Annotated in this window: 13 protein-coding genes; 6 read left to right on the top strand and 7 right to left on the bottom strand. The window is 70.2% G+C overall.

Annotation, left to right across the window (positions count from 1 at the left end; genetic code table 11):
• Positions 1-49: 49 nt before the first annotated feature.
• Positions 50-3,589, bottom strand: coding sequence for a DNA polymerase III subunit alpha (gene dnaE, locus ABT288_RS35145; protein ID WP_351616715.1), 3,540 nt, complete (start codon positions 3,587-3,589; stop codon positions 50-52).
• A gap of 217 nt (positions 3,590-3,806) precedes the next feature.
• Here dnaE and ABT288_RS35140 point away from each other — a divergent pair, with 217 nt between their 5' ends.
• The 4 genes from ABT288_RS35140 (at position 3,807) to ABT288_RS35125 (ending at position 8,544) form a co-directional block, all read left to right on the top strand.
• Positions 3,807-5,132 (top strand): DUF2252 domain-containing protein, encoded by a 1,326-nt coding sequence (locus ABT288_RS35140; RefSeq protein WP_351616713.1) that lies wholly within the window; start codon positions 3,807-3,809, stop codon positions 5,130-5,132.
• A 67-nt stretch (positions 5,133-5,199) separates the two neighbouring features.
• Positions 5,200-5,889: a hypothetical protein gene (locus tag ABT288_RS35135; protein WP_351616710.1), complete on the top strand. Its 690-nt coding sequence runs from the start codon at positions 5,200-5,202 to the stop codon at positions 5,887-5,889.
• Positions 5,890-5,969: 80 nt separating this feature from the next.
• Positions 5,970-6,779, top strand: a complete 810-nt coding sequence (locus ABT288_RS35130) for a thioredoxin domain-containing protein (RefSeq protein ID WP_351616707.1) — start codon at positions 5,970-5,972, stop codon at positions 6,777-6,779.
• A 94-nt stretch (positions 6,780-6,873) separates the two neighbouring features.
• Positions 6,874-8,544: an alkaline phosphatase D family protein gene (locus ABT288_RS35125; RefSeq protein WP_351616705.1), complete on the top strand. Its 1,671-nt coding sequence runs from the start codon at positions 6,874-6,876 to the stop codon at positions 8,542-8,544.
• Positions 8,545-8,585: 41 nt separating this feature from the next.
• Here ABT288_RS35125 and ABT288_RS35120 read toward each other — a convergent pair whose 3' ends face one another.
• Positions 8,586-9,164 carry a dienelactone hydrolase family protein gene (locus tag ABT288_RS35120; RefSeq protein WP_351616702.1) on the bottom strand — a complete coding sequence of 193 codons (579 nt, stop codon included), beginning with the start codon at positions 9,162-9,164 and terminating at the stop codon, positions 8,586-8,588.
• 104 nt (positions 9,165-9,268) lie between these two features.
• Here ABT288_RS35120 and ABT288_RS35115 point away from each other — a divergent pair, with 104 nt between their 5' ends.
• Positions 9,269-10,342 carry a mechanosensitive ion channel family protein gene (locus ABT288_RS35115; protein ID WP_351616699.1) on the top strand — a complete coding sequence of 358 codons (1,074 nt, stop codon included), beginning with the start codon at positions 9,269-9,271 and terminating at the stop codon, positions 10,340-10,342.
• Here ABT288_RS35115 and ABT288_RS35110 read toward each other — a convergent pair.
• The 5 genes from ABT288_RS35110 to ABT288_RS35090 form a co-directional block, all read right to left on the bottom strand.
• Entirely contained in the window at positions 10,314-11,054 is a 741-nt protein-coding gene (locus ABT288_RS35110) for an SDR family NAD(P)-dependent oxidoreductase (RefSeq protein WP_351616697.1), read from the bottom strand. The two genes, ABT288_RS35115 and ABT288_RS35110, sit on opposite strands and share 29 nt — an antisense overlap.
• Before the next feature lie 253 nt (positions 11,055-11,307).
• Positions 11,308-11,775 carry a GNAT family N-acetyltransferase gene (locus ABT288_RS35105; protein ID WP_351616694.1) on the bottom strand — a complete coding sequence of 156 codons (468 nt, stop codon included), beginning with the start codon at positions 11,773-11,775 and terminating at the stop codon, positions 11,308-11,310.
• On the bottom strand, positions 11,772-12,716 hold the full coding sequence (locus ABT288_RS35100) for an RluA family pseudouridine synthase (protein WP_351616691.1): 945 nt from the start codon (positions 12,714-12,716) through the stop codon (positions 11,772-11,774). Before ABT288_RS35100 ends, ABT288_RS35105 begins: the two co-directional genes overlap by 4 nt.
• A 73-nt stretch (positions 12,717-12,789) precedes the next feature.
• Positions 12,790-13,431 (bottom strand): signal peptidase II, encoded by a 642-nt coding sequence (lspA, locus tag ABT288_RS35095; RefSeq protein WP_351616688.1) that lies wholly within the window; start codon positions 13,429-13,431, stop codon positions 12,790-12,792.
• A gap of 59 nt (positions 13,432-13,490) precedes the next feature.
• A complete protein-coding gene (locus ABT288_RS35090) occupies positions 13,491-14,663 on the bottom strand; it encodes a histone H1-like repetitive region-containing protein (protein WP_351616685.1) in 1,173 nt (390 codons plus the stop codon).
• A gap of 621 nt (positions 14,664-15,284) precedes the next feature.
• Here ABT288_RS35090 and ileS point away from each other — a divergent pair.
• Complete coding sequence (gene ileS, locus ABT288_RS35085) at positions 15,285-18,461, top strand: isoleucine--tRNA ligase (protein ID WP_351616682.1); 3,177 nt, start codon at positions 15,285-15,287, stop codon at positions 18,459-18,461.
• Positions 18,462-18,605: the final 144 nt, after the last annotated feature.

The raw sequence follows: 18,605 nt of genomic DNA, 5'->3' as shown, positions 1-18,605 counted from the left end.
CGCACCCCTGGCGGGTGCGCCCCTTCGCGTGTGTTCCCAGGCAGCGGGCTCAGCCTGCGAGGCAGGACGGGCCGAGCAGCACCTTCAAGTCACCGAAGAGCGCGGGGTCGGGCTTGACCCGGTGCCGGTCCAAGCGCAGCACGGTGGTCTTGCGCGGGCCCTGGAGCCTGATGCGGACCTCGCTGTCGCCCTTGTGGTGGCTGAGGATCTCACCGAGGCGGCTGACCATGGGCGGGGTGACCCTGGTGGCCGGGATGGTGAGGATCACCGGCGCGTTGGTGCCCGCGTTGGACAGGTCCGGGACCATCAGCTCCATGGCGACGAGCCGGGGCACGTCCTCGCGCTTGTCGAGGCGCCCCTTGACGAACACCACGGCGTCCTCGACGAGTTGGGTCGAGATGAGCTGGTAGGTCGCCGGGAAGAACATGCACTCGATGGAGCCGGCGAGGTCCTCGACGGTGGCGATCGCCCAGGCGTTGCCCTGCTTGGTCATCTTGCGCTGCAGGCCCGAGATGATGCCGCCGATGGTGACGACCGCACCGTCGGCGTGTTCGCCTCCGGTGAGCTGGGAGATGCCCGCGTCGGCCTTGTCGGCGAGGACGTGTTCCAGGCCGAAGAGCGGGTGGTCGGAGACGTAGAGACCGAGCATCTCCCGTTCCTGGGCGAGCAGGTAGGTCTTGTCCCACTCGTCGGTGGAGAACTCCACGTCGAGTCCGAAGCCGGGCTCGCTGCTGGTGTCCTCGCCCATGCCGCCGAAGAGGTCGAACTGCCCCTCGGCCTCCTTGCGTTTGACCGCGACCACGTTGTCGATCATCGGCTCGTACTGCGCCGTGAGCCCCTTGCGGGTGTGCCCCATGGTGTCGAAGGCGCCGGCCTTGATGAGCGATTCCGTGGTGCGCTTGTTGCAGACCACCGCGTCGACCTTGTCGAGGTAGTCGGGGAAGGAGGCGTACTTCCCCTTCGCCTTGCGGCACTTGATGATCGACTCGACCACGTTGGTGCCGACGTTGCGCACGGCGGAGAGCCCGAAGAGGATCACGTCGTCGCCCTGGGCGGCGAAGTTGGCCTCGGACTCGTTGACGTTCGGCGGGAGGACGCGGATGCCCATGCGGCGGCACTCGTTGAGGTAGACCGCCGACTTGTCCTTGTCGTCCTTGACGGAGGTCAGGAGCGCGGCCATGTACTCGGCCGGGTGGTTCGCCTTCAGGTACGCCGTCCAGTACGACACCAGGCCGTACGCGGCGGAGTGCGCCTTGTTGAAGGCGTAGCCGGCGAAGGGGACCAGCACGTCCCAGAGTGCCTGGATGGCTTCGTCGCTGTAGCCGTTCTTGCGGGCGCCGGCCTGGAAGATGGTGAAGTTCTTGGCCAGCTCGTCGGGCTTCTTCTTGCCCATGACGCGGCGGAGGATGTCGGCCTCGCCGAGCGAGTAGCCCGCGATGATCTGTGCGGCCTTCTGCACCTGCTCCTGGTAGACGATCAGGCCGTAGGTGACGGCCAGGACCTCCTCGAGGGGCTCCTCCAGCTCCTTGTGGATCGGAGTGATCTCCTGCTGCTTGTTCTTGCGCAGGGCGTAGTTCGTGTGGGAGTTCATGCCCATCGGGCCCGGGCGGTACAGGGCCGACACGGCGGAGATGTCTTCGAAGTTGTCCGGCTTCATCAGCCGCAGCAGGGAGCGCATGGGGCCGCCGTCGAACTGGAAGACGCCGAGGGTGTCGCCGCGCTGGAGCAGCTCGAAGGTCTTGGGGTCGTCCAGCGGCAGGGACAGCAGGTCGATGTCGAGGCCCTTGTTGGCCTTCACCATCTTGACCGCGTCGTCCATGATCGTGAGGTTGCGCAGGCCCAGGAAGTCCATCTTCAGCAGGCCGAGCGACTCACAGCTCGGGTAGTCCCACTGGGTGATGGTCACGCCGTCGGTGTGCCTGACCCAGACCGGGACGTGCTCGGTGATGGTCTCGCTGGACATGATCACGCCGGCGGCGTGCACGCCCATCTGCCTCACCAGGCCCTCCACACCGCGCGCGGTGTCGATGACCTTCTTCACGTCCGGCTCGTTCTCGTACATCGAGCGGACCTCGCCCGCCTCGCTGTAGCGCGGGTGGCTGGGGTCGGTGATGCCGGACAGCGGGATGCCCTTGCCGAGGACGTCGGCGGGCATGGCCTTGGTGATGCGGTCGCCCATCGCGTACGGGTAGCCCAGCACGCGCGCGGAGTCCTTGATCGCGTTCTTGGCCTTGATGGTGCCGTAGGTGCCGATCATGGCGACCTTGTCGGCGCCGTACTTCTCGGTCACGTACCGGATCACCTCGACGCGCCGGCGCTCGTCGAAGTCGATGTCGACATCGGGCATCGAGATGCGCTCGGGGTTGAGGAAGCGCTCGAAGATCAGGCCGTGCGGGATCGGGTCGAGGTCGGTGATGCCCATGGCGTAGGCGACGATCGAGCCGGCCGCGGAGCCTCGGCCGGGGCCGACGGCGATGCCGTTGTTCTTGGCCCACATGATGAAGTCGGCGACGACGAGGAAGTAGCCGGGGAAGCCCATCGAGATGATGACGTCCATCTCGTAGTCGGCCTGCTTCTGGCGGTCCTCGGGGATGCCGCCGGGGAAGCGGCGCTCCATGCCGCGGCGGACCTCCTCCTTGAACCAGGTGACCTCGGTGTAGCCCTCGGGGATGTCGAACTTGGGCATGAGGTCGCGCTTCTCGAACATGCCGGTGGTGTCCACCATCTCGGCCACGAGGAGGGTGTTGGCGCAGCCCTGCTGCCAGGCGTCCGAGGAGTCGATGGCGTACATCTCGTCCGTGGACTTCAGGTAGTAGCCGGTGCCGTCGAACTTGAAGCGGTCCGGGTCGGAGAGGTTCTTGCCGGTCTGGATGCACAGCAGCGCGTCGTGGGCGCCCGCCTCGTGGGCGTAGGTGTAGTGCGAGTCGTTGGTGACCAGCGGGGGGATGCCGAGCTTCTTGCCGATCTCCAGCAGGCCGTCGCGGACCCGGCGCTCGATCTCGATGCCGTGGTCCATCAGCTCCAGGAAGTACCGGTCCTTGCCGAAGATGTCCTGGTAGTCGGCGGCGGCCTTCAGGGCCTCGTCGAAGTGGCCGAGACGCAGCCGGGTCTGCACCTCGCCCGAGGGGCAGCCGGTGGAGGCGACGATGCCCTCGGACCACTGGGCGATGGTCTCCTTGTCCATCCGGGGCCACTTCTGCAGCCAGCCCTCGGCGTAGGCGTCGGAGGAGAGGCGGAAGAGGTTGTGCAGGCCGGTCTTGTTCACGGCCCACATCGTCTTGTGGGTGTAACCACCGGAACCGGAGATGTCGTCCCGCTTCTGGTGCGGCTGGCCCCAGAGGATCTTGCGCTTGTTGCGCCGGGACTCGGGGGCGACATATGCCTCGATCCCGATGATCGGGGTGACTCCGGCTTTCTTCGCGGAATGGAAGAAGTCGTATGCCCCGTGGAGGTTGCCGTGGTCGGACATGGCGATGTGCGTCATGCCCATCTCGTTGCAGGCGTTGAACATGTCCTTGAGCCGCGCGGCACCGTCCAGCAGCGAGTACTGGGTGTGGACGTGCAGGTGCGTGAAGGGCGGCTTTGACACGGTATGGCCTCCGGCGGAAACACTGGGTGGCGGGCGGGCGGACAGTTCTGGGGTCAGCGTCGAAGTCTATGCCCCGGGACTGACACAGGAGGGGGATCCCTGCGTACCTTCGTGCGGGAACCGGGCACTCCCGCGTGGCGTCGCCCGTTGGAGACGGCGGAAGCGCTGTCGTACCCATTCATGCACATTCATGCACCGCACCAGGAGGCACCCAGCGATGTCGGTCCCCCAGCTCAGCGACGAGCAGCGCGGCGAGGAGATCCTCGCCGTCTTCGACACCGCCTTCGGCCGGCTCCTGGCCGCCGACCCGGCCGCGTTCCGGGTGAAGTTCCGGAAGATGGCGGCCTCGGCCTTCGCGTTCTACCGGGGCACGGCGTGCCTCTTCTACCACGACCTGGACGCTGAGAAGCGCGGTGGTCCGTTCCTGGACGACCGCACCTCGCGCGTGTGGATCCACGGCGACCTGCACGCGGAGAACTTCGGCACGTACATGGACTCCAACGGCCGCCTGGTCTTCAACGTCAACGACTTCGACGAGGCCTACGTCGGCCCGTTCACCTGGGACCTGAAGCGCTTCTCGGCGTCGATCGCCCTCATCGGGTACGCGAAGGCGCTCAGTGACGAGCAGATCACCGAGCTGGTGCGCGTCTACGCGGGCGCGTACCGCGAGCGCATCCACGCGCTGGCCACCGGCGCGAAGAGCGACGAGGTGCCGCCGTTCACCCTGGACACCGCCGAGGGCCCGCTGCTGGGCGCCCTGCGCGCGGCCCGCTCGCTCACCCGCTTCGAGCTGCTGGACTCGATGACCGAGATCCGGGACTTCGAGCGCCGCTTCGCGCCGGGCGGCGGCTCCATCGAGCTGGACGCGGCCACCCGCTACAAGGTCCTCGCGGCCTTCGACGGCTACCTGGAGACGCTGCCGGACTCCTCCCTGGCCCGCCCGGACTCCTACCGCGTGAAGGACGTCGTCGGCCGCCGGGGCATCGGCATCGGCTCGGCGGGCCTGCCGTCGTACAACATCCTCCTGGAGGGTCACAGCGACGCCCTGGAGAACGACGTCGTGATCTACATCAAGCAGGCCCAGACCCCGGCCGTCTCCCGGCACATCACGGATCAGGCCATCGCCGGCTACTTCCAGCACGAGGGCCACCGCACGGTGATCTCCCAGCGCGCCCTGCAGGCGCACGCCGACCCGTGGCTGGGCTGGACCGAGCTGGACGGGGCGGGCCAGCTGGTGGCCGAGGTCTCGCCGTACGCGGTCGACCTGGAGTGGGGCGACATCGACGACCCGGAGGAGATCGCGCAGGTCGTCGCCGACCTGGGGCGGGCCACGGCGACGATGCACGCGGCGGCGGACGACACCTCCGGCGAGTCCCTGGTGCCGTTCTCCACCGAGCGCGCCATCGACGCGGCCGTCGCCGCCGACGAGGAGGGCTTCGCGCCGCTCCTGGTGGACTTCGCGCACGGCTACGGCGCACGCGCGCGTGCCGACCACCAGATCTTCGTCGACCTGTTCCGCAACGGCCGGATTCCGGGGCTGTGACTTCGCGGACTCACAGGCACCCTTTAGGGGTCCCTTAACCGCGTACGTGACACACTCTTCTCTCACCATGGACATATCCGGGACCCAGCTCAGAGCCGTGCGCGCGGCGCTGTTCACGGCTGTCGTCGTGACGCTCAGCACCGCGTCGCACGTGCTGCTGTCCAGGGCCCCGCTGCCGGTGGCGACCGTGCTCGCGGTCGCCGCCGCGGTGTTCGCCACCGCGTATGCGCCGGCGGGCCGCGAGCGCGGCTTCGGCCGGATCGCGGCCCTGCTGATCCCGCTGGAACTGGCCGCCGACACGGTGTTCACCACCGGGCAGAACACCTGTTACGGCAGGGCCGGCGGCCCGGTCGCCGGACCGCTGCACACGTTCGGCTTCGACGTGCTGTGCCAGGGCGGCGCCGTCGGCTCCCCGCTGGCCCAGATGACCGGGGCTCACGGCCGCCCCGGAGCACTGCTCGCACACGCCAGTCCGGCGGCCGCCTGGCTGCTGCTCGCCGCCCACGTCGGCGTGGGCCTGCTCGCCGCCGCCTGGCTGCGCCGGGGCGAGCGGGCGCTGGAGCAGCTGCTGCGCGCGGTAGCCGCCACCACTTTCCGGCCGCTGCTGCTCGCGGCCGCCGCGGTCGCCGTCCGGCTGGCCCCGGCCCGCCGGCTGCCGCGCCCGGCCCCGCGCCGGGCCGCCGCCCGTGACCTGCTTCTCGTGCACTCCCTGGGACGGCGTGGACCGCCGTGCTCGCCCGCCCTCGCCGCCTGCTGAGCGGCGAGACCTGAGCACACCCAGTCCCCCACACGTATCCCGCGTACGGCATGTGCGCGTCCCACACGGAGATCACCAACATGAGCAAGCGGAACACCCAGTCGGCGAAGACGGCGGCCCGGGAGCGGCTGCGCGAGGAGCGCGAGCGGCAGGCCAAGCGCGACAAGGCCAAGCGGCAGGTCATCGTGGCCGCCTCGGTCGTGGCCGTGCTGGCCGCGGCCGGCGGCATCGGCTATGCCGTCGTCCAGGCGAACAAGCCCAGCTACTGGGAGGGCATGAAGACCGCCAGTGTCGTCGCGCCGGCCAACACCACCGGCAAGGACGGCACCACGGTCGTCATCGGCAAGGACAGCGCCAAGAAGACCCTCAAGATCTACGAGGACCCGCGCTGTCCCATATGCGCCCAGTTCGAGCAGAACGTCGGCGCGACCGTGAAGAAGGACATCGACGACGGCAAGTTCAAGTTCCAGTACGTGGGCGCCACCTTCATCGACCTGAAGGACAACGGCCAGGGTTCCAAGAACGCGCTGAGCGCCCTGGGAGCCGCGCTGAACGTCAGCCCCGAGGCGTTCCTCGAGTACAAGTCCGCGCTGTACTCGGCGAAGTGGCACCCGGACGAGACGGTCGACAAGTTCAAGGACGACAGCTACCTCATCCAGGTCGCGGACACCGTCCCGGCCCTGAAGAACAACGCCGCGTTCCAGAACGCGGTCAAGAAGGGCACCTACGACGCCTGGGCGATGCACATGTCGAAGACCTTCGACGACAACAAGGACGGCGTGACCGGCACCCCGGGCTTCGTCATGGACGGCAAGCAGCTCAACGGCGGCACCCCGCTGCTGACGGTGGCCGACTTCGACAAGGTCGTGGACGCGGCCCTCAAGGGCTGACGCCCCGGCGGAATACAACCTTCCCGTGAAGAGCGGGCGAACATTGAGAGTTCGCCCGCTCTTGTGTGCGTACTGATCAGTAACCTGATCGGTCGTGACCAGTCGTAAAAGATCACTTTCGGCCACTGAAGGCCGTGCCTCCCTCTCGCCCCGCCGCCGTACGGTCGTCAAGGCCGCGGCGGCGACCGCTGTCCTGGCCGGCCCGCTCGCCGCCTCGCTGCCGGCCCGCGCCGCCGGCCAGGCGCCCGCCTTCCTGCACGGTGTCGCCTCCGGTGACCCGCTGCCCGACGGCGTCCTGCTGTGGACCCGGGTGACCCCGGCCCCGGACGCGGTACCCGGCTCGGGCATCGGCCCGGACACCGAGGTGAGCTGGGTCGTCGCCAGGGACAAGGCGTTCACCAGCGTCGTCGCCAAGGGCTCCGTCACCGCGACCGCGGCCTCCGACCACACCGTGAAGGCCGACGTCCGCGGCCTGCAGCCGGCCACCGACTACTGGTTCCGGTTCTCGGCCGGCGGCACCGACTCCCCGGTGGCGCGCACCCGCACCGCGCCCGCGGCGGACGCGGCCGTGTCCTCCCTGCGCTTCGGCGTGGTCACCTGCGCCAACTGGGAGGCCGGTTACTTCGCCGCCTACCGTCACCTCGCGGCCCGCGGCGACCTGGACGCCTGGCTGCACCTCGGCGACTACATCTACGAGTACAAGTCCGGCGAGTACGCGGCGCGCGGCACCGTTGTCCGCCCGCACGCGCCGGCCAACGAGATCATCACGCTCGCCGACTACCGGATCCGGCACGGCAAGTACAAGACCGACCCGGACCTGCAGGCCCTGCACCTGAAGGCACCGGTCATCGCGATCTGGGACGACCACGAGTTCGCCGACAACGCCTGGTCGGGCGGCGCGGTCAACCACACCGAGGGCGCCGAGGGCACCTGGACCGCCCGCAAGGCGGCCGCCAAGCAGGCCTACTTCGAGTGGATGCCGGTCCGGCCCGCGATCGAGGGCACCACCTACCGGCGGCTGCGCTTCGGAAGGCTCGCCGATCTGTCCCTGCTGGACCTGCGTTCCTTCCGCTCCCAGCAGGCGTCCGCCGGCAGCGGCTCGGTGGACGACCCGAACCGCACCATCACCGGCCGGGCCCAGCTCGACTGGCTGAAGGCGGGCCTGAAGGCCTCCGACACCAAGTGGCGGCTGGTCGGCAACTCGGTGATGATCGCGCCGTTCGTCGTCGGCTCCCTCACCGCCGATCTGCTCAAGCCGCTCGCCAAGCTGCTCGACCTGCCGCAGGACGGCATCGGCGTCAACACCGACCAGTGGGACGGCTACACCCACGACCGCCGCGAACTCCTGGACCACCTGCGCTCGAACGCCATCGGCAACACCGTCTTCCTGACCGGTGACATCCACATGTCCTGGGCCAACGACGTGCCGGTGGACGCGGGCACCTACCCGCTGTCGCCGTCGGCGGCCACCGAGTTCGTGATCACCTCGGTGACCTCCGACAACCTCGACGACATCGTCAAGGTCCCCGAGGGCACGGTCTCCGCGGTCGCCGCGCCGCTCATCGAGGCCGCCAACCGGCACGTCCACTGGGTGGACACCGACCGGCACGGCTACGGCGTGCTCGACATCACCGACGCCCGTACGCAGATGGACTACTACGTCCTCTCCGACCGCACGGACGCGAGCGCCACCTCCAAGTGGGTGCGCTCCTACCGCACCCGCAGCGGCACGCAGAAGGTCGAGCGGACCTACGACCCGGTGTAGCCGTCCGTTCCCGCTGGTCCGGAGGTGACCAGGGCCTGTCGCTACGCCGCCCGCAGACCGTCGAGGAAGCCGAGCGCCACCCGCCAGGTGGCCTCGGCGGCCTCGGCGTCGTAGTCCGGCAGCCCGGGGTCGGTGTAGAGGTGCCCGGCGCCGGCGTAGCGGTAGACCTCCACGTCGGCTCCGGCCCGGCCCATCTGCAGATACCAGGCGGTCAGCCAGTCGTCCGTCTCGAACGGGTCCGGCTCGGCCACATGCAGCTGCACCGGCAGTTCGTCCACGTGCGCCGTCGGCGCGATGTCCGACGTGCCGTGCAGAAGCAGCAGCCCGCGCGCCTTGTCGTCGCCGAGGGCGAGGGTCTGGGCGATCGAGGCGCCGAGCGAGAACCCGGCGTACACCAGCCCGCGGTCCGAGTACGGGGCCGCCGCCAGCACGGCCCGCTTCAGCAGCTCCTCCTTGCCGATCGACTCCTTGAGCTCCATGCCCTCCTCGACGGTGTCGAACGTGCGCCCCTCGAAGAGGTCCGGCGTCCACACCTCGTGGCCGGCCGCGCGCAGCCGGTCCGCGGCCTCGCGCACCGCGGGCCTGAGGCCGTAGGTCGAGTGAAAAAGCATGATGTTCATGAGGCCATGGTGCCAGCCGGTGCGACACCGCCGGAGCCGCCGTACCCGGGAAACACCCGAACTCACATGTTCATGTCCGCGGGGCGCCGGTTAGGAGCGCAGGCATGGAGAATCTAGTCCGCCCTGTGATCGTGATCGGCGGCTCGGTGCTGCTCACGCTCGCCATCGGCTGGGCCACCGACCGGCTCCTGCGCAAGGCCGACGAAAGCGACCACGACTCGCCGCTGTGGGAGCTGCTGCGCCGCGGCCGCATCCCCTACCAACTCGTGCTCTGCGCCGCCCTGCTCCGCGGGTCGTACGACCAGGCGAAGCTGCTCGAGCGGCACCAGGTCGGCATCGGCCGCGCGCTGACGCTGGTGCTGATCGGCTCCGCCGCCTGGCTGGTGATCCGGATCGCCGCGGCGGTCGTCGAGACCACCTACAGCCGCTACGCCCGCGCGCACCGGGATCCGGCCCGGGTGCGCAGAGTGCGTACCCAGGTGGAGCTGATCATGCGGGTGGTGTCCGCGATCGTCATCGTCGTGGCGATCGCCGCCATGCTGCTGACGTTCCCGGCGATGCGCGCGGCCGGCGCCTCGCTGCTGGCCTCGGCCGGCCTCCTCGGCATCGTGGCCGGTGTCGCGGCCCAGTCGACCCTGTCCAACATGTTCGCCGGGCTGCAGATCGCCTTCGGCGACATGGTCCGCATCGGTGACACGGTCGTCGTGGACGGCGAGTGGGGCACGGTCGAGGAGATCACCCTGACCTTTCTGACGGTACGGACCTGGGACGAGCGGCGGATCACCATGCCGGTCTCGTACTTCACCTCCAAACCCTTCGAGAACTGGTCGCGGGGCACCCCGCAGATGACCGGGACCGTCTTCTGGCACCTCGACCACAGCGCGCCCATCGAGGAGATGCGCGAGAAGCTGCGCGACATCGTGCGCGAGAGCCCCGCCTGGGACGGCCGCGCCTACGGCCTCGTGATGACGGACAGCACCCCGAACACCGTCCAGGTGCGGGCCCTGATGACCGCGAAGGACGCCGACGACATCTGGACGATACGGGTCACGGTCCGCGAGCGGATGATCACCTGGCTGGCGGCGGAGCACCCCTACGCGCTGCCCCGCGTCAACACCGCCGAGGCGGTGCGGCCCCCCTCTGAGCCCGTCAGTGTCCGCGCTCCGAACCGCCGTTGACCTGGATGACCTGGGAGGTGACATGCCCGGCGCCGGGCGAGGCCAGCCAGTGCAGGGTCGCGGCCACGTCTCCCGGTATCCCGGCGCGGCCGGTCAGCGTGTCGGCGATGAGCCGTGCCCGCCGGGCCTCGTCCATGGTGTCCCCGAAGAACTCGGTGTCCTCGACGAACCCCGGGGCGACCACGTTCACGGTGATGCCGCGCGGTCCCAGCTGCCGGGCCAGGTCATGCGCGTAGGGATGCAGCCCGGCCTTGGCCGCCGCGTAGGCACCGCTGCCCGAACCCCGGTACGCGGCGATGGACGAGATGAAGAGCACCCGCCCGCCGGGCTCGGCGAGGCGGTCCTTCAGCGCCTCGGTGAGGAGGGCGGCCGTCAGCGCGTTCTGCCGGAAGTTGACGGTCCAGTCGTGGGCCACCCGGTCCAGGGGGTCGTCGCTGCCGGCCGGCGGCTCCAGTTGCCCGGCCCCGCCCGCGCCGTGCACGAGAACGTCGACCGTTCCCAGCTCATCGGCGACGAACCGGGCCACCCGCCGTACCTGATCGGGCTCGGACAGGTCTGCCGCACAGGTGAGCGCCCCGGGCACCGCGGCCTTCTCCAGCACCTCCGCACGCCGCCCCAGCAACAGCACCCGGTCGCCGTCCGCCGCGAACATCTGCGCCGCCGCCAGCCCGATGCCCGTACCGCCACCACTGATCACGATGTTGCGAGTCATGATCCGAGAGTAGGAGCGAACCGCCGACGATGCCGGGATTTGTCCACAGGTCCGGCATGTTTGTACGACTATTCGTGCGCAGCGACTGTCCACAGCGCCGTGCAGCCACGAGGATCACCGCGGACTGCAGGACGAACAGCAGAGCCGACTGACACACGGCCGGCGCTCCGGGGAGCGCCAGTCACACGGCAGGGCTCAAGCCTGCCAGCCGACCGGCGGCGACGCCCGCCGCCGAGGGGCGCGGCGCGACGGCCTACAGGGCGCGGCGCATCGCCCGGTGCGGTAGGCCGGCGTCCGGGAACTCCGGGCCGTACGCCGCATAGCCGAGCCGCTCGTAGAAGCCGAGCGCGTGGGTCTGTGCGTGCAGGTCCACCGCGGTGAGGCCACGCGCGCGTGCCGCGTCCTCGATGGCCCGCACGAGGGCCACGCCGACGCCGAGCCCGCGGGCCTCGCGGACGACGGCGAGCCGCCCCAGGGAGCCCACCGAGACGTCCGCACCGGTCTTCGCGGCCGCGGCCTCGCCGTGCAGCAGCCGCCCGGTGCCGAGCGGCACACCGTCCTCGCGGATCGCCAGCACGTGCACGGCGACCGCGTCGTAGGCGTCGTACTCGATGGTTTCGTCGACGCCCTGTTCGACGACGAAGACCTCCTTGCGCACCGCGAAGCAGGCCTCGCGGTCGGCGGCGTCCTCGGCGAGCCGGAGGGCGTACGGCGCGCTCACGCGTACGTCTCCTCGCGGACCTGGTCGAGGGCCTTCTGCAGGTCCTCGGGATAGGCGCTCTCGAACTCCGCCCACTGGCCGTCCCCGGGGTGCTCGAAGCCGAGGCGCACGGCGTGCAGCCACTGGCGGGTCAGGCGCAGCCGCTTGGCGAGGGTCGGGTCGGCGCCGTAGGTGAGGTCACCGACGCAGGGGTGGCGGTGGGCGGACATGTGGACGCGGATCTGGTGGGTGCGGCCGGTCTCCAGCTTCACGTCCAGCAGGGAGGCGGCGCGGAAGGCCTCGATGAGGTCGTAGTGCGTGACGGAGGGCTTGCCGTCGGCCGTGACCGCCCACTTGTAGTCGTGGTTCGGGTGGCGGCCGATCGGCGCGTCGATCGTGCCGCTCGTCGGGTCCGGGTGGCCCTGGACCAGGGTGTGGTAGCGCTTGTCGACCGTGCGCTCCTTGAACTGGCGCTTGAGCGAGGTGTACGCCCGCTCCGACTTGGCGACCACCATCAGGCCGGAGGTGCCGACGTCCAGGCGGTGCACGATGCCCTGGCGCTCGGCTGCGCCGGAGGTGGAGATCCGGTATCCGGCGGCGGCGAGACCGCCGATGACGGTCGGGCCGCTCCAGCCCGGCGACGGATGCGCGGCCACACCGACCGGCTTGACGATCACGACCACGTCCTCGTCGTCGTGCACGATCTCCATGCCCTCGACCGGCTCGGCGACCACCTGCACCGGCGCGGGCGCCTGCGGCATCTCGACCTCGAGCCAGGCGCCGCCGCTCACCCGCTCGGACTTGCCGACCACCGTGCCGTCGACCTGCACCTTGCCGGCCGCGGCCAGCTCGGCCGCCTTCGTGCGGGAGAAGCCGAACATGCGGGAGATGGCGGCGTCGACGCGCTCGCCCTCCAGGCCGTCGGGCACGGGCAGGGTGCGGATCTCGGGAATCGTGCTCACCCGTCGAGTATGCCGGACGAGTGGAACCGGCCCGCACGAGCCTGTGGAAAACCGCCTGTGGACGACGCCGGCCTCAGTCCTTGTGGACGGTGCCGTCCGGGTCCAGCCCCCTAAAGGACAGCAGGACGATCAGGATGCCGCCGCACACGATGGCCGAGTCGGCCAGGTTGAACACCGCGAACCCCTTGGGCGCGATGAAGTCCACGACCTTGCCCTCGAAGACACCGGGCGACCGGAAGATCCGGTCGGTGAGGTTGCCGAGGGCGCCGCCTAGCAGCAGGCCGAGCGCGATGGCCCAGGGGTAGCTGTAGAGCTTGCGGGCCAGGCGGATGATCACCAGGATCACGGCCGCGGCGATCAGGGTGAAGATGATCGTGAAGGCCGCCCCGAAGCCGAAGGCCGCGCCCGGGTTGCGGGTGGCGTTCAGCTCCAGCCAGTCCCCGACGAGCCTGATCGGCTCGTGGCCCTCCAGCTTGGCGACCACCAGCAGCTTGCTGACCAGGTCGAGGGAGTACGCGAAGACGGCCACCGCGAACAGCAGGGCGATCCGGCGCCCGCGAGGGCCCCGGGCCTGGGCCGGCGACTGCTGCTCGCCCGCGCCGGACGCGGCGGCCGGGGTGGACGCGCCGGAACCGGCGGGCGCTCCGGCCGCCGCCCGCTCGCCGCCGTCGTCCGGGGTGTCCGGCGTACCGATGATGCGCTCCGCCTCTGCCACGTGAGTCCCTCAACCTAGGTGCCTGACTGAGGACGAGACTACGGCACGGTCACGCACATTCAGGAGCGGCGTTCCTGCTTCTGCTTGCACTCGACACACAGCGTGGCCCGGGGGAAGGCCTGCATCCGGGCCTTGCCGATGGGGTTGCCGCAGTTCTCGCACAGGCCGTAGGTGCCCGAGTCCAGCCGCTCCAGGGCGTGCTCGTTCTGGACCAGCATCTCGCGCGCGTTGGCGGCGAGCGCCAGCTCGTGCTCGCGCGTGATGTTCTTGGTACCGGTGTCGGCCTGGTCGTCTCCCGCGCCGTCCCCGGAGTCCCGCATCAGGCCCGCGAGGGACGCCTCGGAGGAGCTGATCTCGGCACGCAGCCGCTCCACCTCGGACAGCAGCTCGGCACGGGCCTCGGCGACCTCTTCCGGGGTCCAGGGGTCCTCGCCGGGGCGCACCGCCAGTTCGCCGGGCTCCGCCGCGGCGACCCGCGCCTTGGGAACGGCGGTGTCCGCCGTGGCCGTGCCAGGAGTCTTCTTCGCAACCACTGTCGTGGCTCCCGTCTGCTTCGCGGCCCGCGCCGCGCCCGCCTTCTTGGCCCTGCTCGTGCCGGCCGCCTCCGTGGAGACGGCCTCCTCGGCCGCCTTCCTGCCGCCGGCCTTCCTGGCCGACGCCTTCTTGACGGCCGACTCCCGCGCCGCTCCCTTCGCCGCCGGCTGCTTTCCGCCGGTCTTCTCGGCCACCGCCCGCTCCGGGGCCGCCTCGGCCACGTCACCGGCGCCCGCCTTTCCGGCCGACGCCTTCTTGGCGGCGGCTTTCCCGGGCGGCTTCTCCTTGGCGGCACGCTCCTCACCGGCCGCCTTCTTGGCCGCACCGGCCGTCTTCCTGGCGACGGCCTTCTTCGCCGCGGTTTCTTCCTTCACCACAGCCTTCTTGGCAGCCGTCCCCTTGGCCGCGGACTTCTTGGCAGCCGCCTTCTCGGCGACCGTCCTCCTGGCAGCCGTCCTCCCGGCGGCCGGCTCCTTCCCGGCCGTCTTCGTGCCGGCGGGTTCCTTCGTGGCGAGCTCCTTCGCGGTCGGCTCTCTCATCGCCGTCTTCCTCGCGGCCGGCTCCGCGCCCCCTGTCCCGGCAGCCCTCCTGCCCACTCCCTTGGCCTCGCCGTCGGAGGCAGCCGCAGCTCCGGCGGCGGCCGCGCCCCCGCTCCGGCCGGTCGCCGGCTGCCGTACGGCGGTCCTTTTCGCCACCATGGCCGCGACCCCTTCACATATTGTGATGTTGCTCGCGAATCGTGCTGGGACGATAAATCGACTTGAGTCCCGCGGCAACGGGGCACACCGCCTGATTCGCCCGCCCGCACCCCCCGCGCAGCGGGCCTGCATCCGTTGTGCCCAGCTCCCCGCCGGGTAATCCGCCGGGCCCCGCCCGCACGGACCCCGGCGCCCGCCTGCTGGCCATTCGGGTCATCCCGGACCGTCACGCGGCCGGCGGGCGCACCGGACGCAGAACGGGCCGCACGGGAAACCGGTCGGCCGCTGTCCGCGCGGCGCCGTACACTGGGCGGAGCGAAAAGCGTGGATGGGGACGAGTAGCGGCGTACGCAGCCCAGAGCGACCCGGGGACGGTGTGAGCCCGGGGGCGAGCGCGACGTGAAGATCACCCCGGAGCCGCCGGAAGAAAGCCGCAGCCAGCAGGCCGGGGCGAGTAGAACCGGCTTCGCGACCCCAATGAGGGGGCTCACCGGCGCGTACGGCGCGGCGGGGGGCCAAGGAGGGTGGTACCGCGGGAGCGCGCCGCACACGGCGTAGGCAGGATCGAAGGCTCTCGTCCCTCCGACGGAAGGCAGCAAGTCCGTTGGAGGATGCTCGCAGATGACAGCGCCGACGTACCGCCAGGTGCCCGCACAGGTCGACCTGCCCGCTCTTGAGCACGCCGTGCTCGACTTCTGGCGCGAGCAGAAGATCTTCGCCAAGAGCCTGGAGCAGTCCGAGGGCCGCCCGGAATGGGTGTTCTACGAAGGCCCGCCCACCGCCAACGGCATGCCCGGCGCCCACCACATCGAGGCGCGCGTCTTCAAGGACGTCTTCCCGCGCTTCCGCACCATGCGCGGCTACCACGTGGCCCGCAAGGCCGGCTGGGACTGCCACGGCCTGCCCGTCGAGCTGGCCGTCGAGAAGGAGCTGGGCTTCTCCGGCAAGCAGGACATCGAGGCGTACGGCATCGCCGAGTTCAACGCCAAGTGCCGCGAGTCCGTGACCCGGCACACCGACGCCTTCGCCGAGCTGACGACCCGCATGGGCTACTGGGTCGATCTGGACGACGCCTACCGGACCATGGACCCCGAGTACGTGGAGTCGGTCTGGTGGTCGCTGAAGGAGATCTTCACCAAGGGCCTCCTCGTCCAGGACCACCGGGTCGCGCCCTGGTGCCCGCGCTGCGGTACCGGCCTGTCCGACCACGAGCTGGCACAGGGCTACGAGACGGTCGTGGACCCCTCCGTGTACGTCCGTTTCCCGCTCACCTCCGGTCCGCTCGCGGGCGAGGCCGCGCTCCTGGTGTGGACGACGACCCCCTGGACCCTGGTGTCCAACACGGCCGTCGCCGCACACCCGGAGGTCACCTACCTCGTCGCGACCAACGGCGAGGAGAAGCTCGTCGTCGCCGAGCCGCTGCTCGCCAAGGCACTCGGCGAGGGCTGGGAGAGCACGGGCCAGACCTTCACCGGCGCCGAGATGGAGCGCTGGAACTACCAACGTCCCTTCGAGCTCGTGGAGTTCCCGAGCGTCAGCGAGGGAACCCATGGGCACGGTCCGGAGCCGGCCCACTACGTGGTGAACGCCGACTACGTGACGACCGAGGACGGTACGGGTCTGGTCCACCAGTCCCCCGCCTTCGGTGAGGACGACCTCAAGGTCTGCCGCGCGTACGGCCTGCCGGTCGTGAACCCGGTCCGCCCGGACGGCACCTTCGAGGAGGACGTCCCGCTGGTCGGCGGCGTCTTCTTCAAGAAGGCGGACGAAAAGCTCACCGAGGACCTCCAGCAGCGCGGCCTGCTCTTCAAGCACGTCGCGTACGAGCACAGCTACCCGCACTGCTGGCGCTGCCACACCGCGCTGCTCTACTACGCGCAGCCCTCCTGGTACATCCGCACGACGGCGATCAAGGACCGCCTCATCCAGGAGAACGAGAAGACCAACTGGTTCCCGGACACGGTCAAGCACGGCCGGTACGGCGACTGGCTGAACAACAACATCGACTGGGCGCTGTCCCGCAACCGCTACTGGGGCACCCCGCTGCCGATCTGGCGTTGTGAGGAAGGCCACCTCACCTGTGTCGGCTCCCGGGCGGAGCTGACCGAGCTGACCGGCACCGACCAGTCCGGCCTCGACCCGCACCGGCCGTACATCGACGAGGTCGCCTTCGCGTGCCGTCACGACGGCTGCGGCAAGACCGCCACGCGCGTGCCGGAGGTCATCGACGCCTGGTACGACTCGGGTTCGATGCCGTTCGCGCAGTGGGGCTACCCGTACAAGAACAAGGAGCTGTTCGAGAGCCGCTACCCGGCGCAGTTCATCTCCGAGGCGATCGACCAGACCCGCGGCTGGTTCTACACGCTGATGGCCGTCGGCACGCTGGTCTTCGACAAGTCGTCGTACGAGAACGTCGTCTGCCTGGGGCACATCCTCGCGGAGGACGGCCGCAAGATGTCCAAGCACCTGGGCAACATCCTGCAGCCGATCCCGCTCATGGACCAGCACGGCGCGGACGCGGTGCGCTGGTTCATGGCGGCCGGCGGCTCCCCGTGGGCGGCCCGCCGGGTCGGCCACGGCACCATCCAGGAGGTCGTCCGCAAGACCCTGCTGACGTACTGGAACACGGTGGCCTTCCAGGCGCTGTACGCCCGTACGTCGAACTGGGCGCCCAGCGCGGCCGACCCGGCCCCGGCCGAGCGCCCGGTGCTGGACCGCTGGCTGCTGTCCGAGCTGCACGCGCTCACCGACCAGGTGACCCAGGCGCTGGAGGCGTACGACACCCAGCGCGCCGGCAAGCTGCTGTCCGCGTTCGTCGACGACCTGTCCAACTGGTACGTCCGCCGCTCGCGCCGCCGCTTCTGGCAGGGCGACAAGGCCGCGCTGCGCACGCTGCACGAGGTGCTGGAGACGGTCACCAAGCTGATGGCGCCGATCACCCCGTTCATCACCGAGCGGGTGTGGCAGGACCTGATCGTGCCGGTGACCCCGGGCACACCGGAGTCCGTGCACCTGGCCCCCTGGCCGGAGGCGGACCTGTCCTCCATCGACCCGGAGCTGTCGAGGCAGATGGTCCTGGTCCGCCGACTGGTTGAGCTGGGCCGGGCCACGCGTGCGGAGTCGGGCGTCAAGACGCGCCAGCCGCTGTCCCGCGCGCTGATCGCGGCGACCGGCTTCGAGTCCCTGGATCCCGAGCTGCACACCCAGATCACCGAGGAGCTGAACGTCTCCTCGCTGGCGTCGCTGTCCGAGGTCGGCGGCAGCCTGGTGGACACCACCGCCAAGGCCAACTTCCGCGCGCTGGGCAAGCGGTTCGGCAAGCGGGTGCAGGACGTGGCCAAGGCGATCGCCGCCGCCGACGCGGCCGCGCTGTCCCTCGCGCTGCGTGAGGGCACGGCCTCGGTGGAGGTCGACGGCGAGACGGTGACCCTCGCTCCCGACGAGGTGATCATCACCGAGACCCCGCGCGAGGGCTGGTCGGTGGCCTCCGACTCCGGTGCCACGGTGGCGCTGGACCTGGAGATCACCGAGGAGCTTCGGCAGGCGGGCCTGGCCCGTGACGCGATCCGGCTGATCCAGGAGGCCCGCAAGAACAGCGGTCTGGACGTGGCCGACCGGATCGCTCTGCGCTGGGTGTCGACCGACCCCGCGGTGGTCGCTGCCCTGGCCGAGCACAGTGAGTTGATCGCCGACGAGGTTCTGGCCACCGACTTCCGGCAGGGTGAGGGCGACGACGGCTTCGGTGAGCCGTTCACCGACGAGGGGCTGTCTCTCACGTTCCGGCTGCGGAAGGCGTAAGCGCCCAGTGGTGTGAGGAAGGGCCCGGTCTCCAGTGCGGAGGCCGGGCCCTTCCTCATGGGTTCAGGTGGGGGCCAACGCCCTCGCCCGTGCAGAGCAGGACCCGGCGCCCCCCACAGGAGCCGCTGCTGCAGCGGCTCCTGT

The organism is Streptomyces sp. NPDC001093, from assembly GCF_040298985.1.
Taxonomy (GTDB): Bacteria; Actinomycetota; Actinomycetes; order Streptomycetales; family Streptomycetaceae; genus Streptomyces.
The sequence above is the reverse complement of the archived record's forward strand: the minus strand, read 5'-3'. Positions and strand labels throughout refer to the sequence as shown.